Source organism: Idiomarina sp. ST10R2A5 (assembly GCF_051842325.1).
In the GTDB taxonomy this organism is placed as follows: domain Bacteria; phylum Pseudomonadota; class Gammaproteobacteria; order Enterobacterales; family Alteromonadaceae; genus Idiomarina; species Idiomarina abyssalis.
This window is the reverse complement of record NZ_JBNIEX010000030.1, coordinates 1-276: the sequence shown is the minus strand read 5'-3', so window position 1 is coordinate 276 and position 276 is coordinate 1. Positions and strand designations below refer to the sequence as shown.

1 protein-coding gene is annotated in these 276 nt (G+C 59.1%); it reads left to right on the top strand.

What is annotated here, in order from left to right; translation table 11 throughout:
* Window positions 1-182, top strand: a 182-nt coding sequence (gene flgA / locus ACP7FG_RS13010) for a flagellar basal body P-ring formation chaperone FlgA (RefSeq protein WP_439226628.1), incomplete at its 5' end; no start/stop codon positions are given.
* Window positions 183-276: the final 94 nt, after the last annotated feature.

The window sequence follows — 276 nt, the reverse complement described above, 5'->3', positions numbered from 1 at the left end:
ATCTCGTCCATCGCGGCGAATCCGTGACGCTCATTGCCGGCGGCGAGGGCTTTTCGGTGACGCGCGAAGGCGAGGCATTGAACAATGGTGGCAAAGGCGACTCGATCCGCGCCCGCATGCCGGATGGAAACGTACTTCGAGGCCAGGTCGATGCACGAGGAAGACTCGCAGTCCGTTACTGATAGACACGTCGACAGACGCTACAATGCAGGCAGCGTGGCAGTGGCTCACCTCATGCAAAAAGGTGCGGTCAATGCCCTACAGTTTTTGTCACCG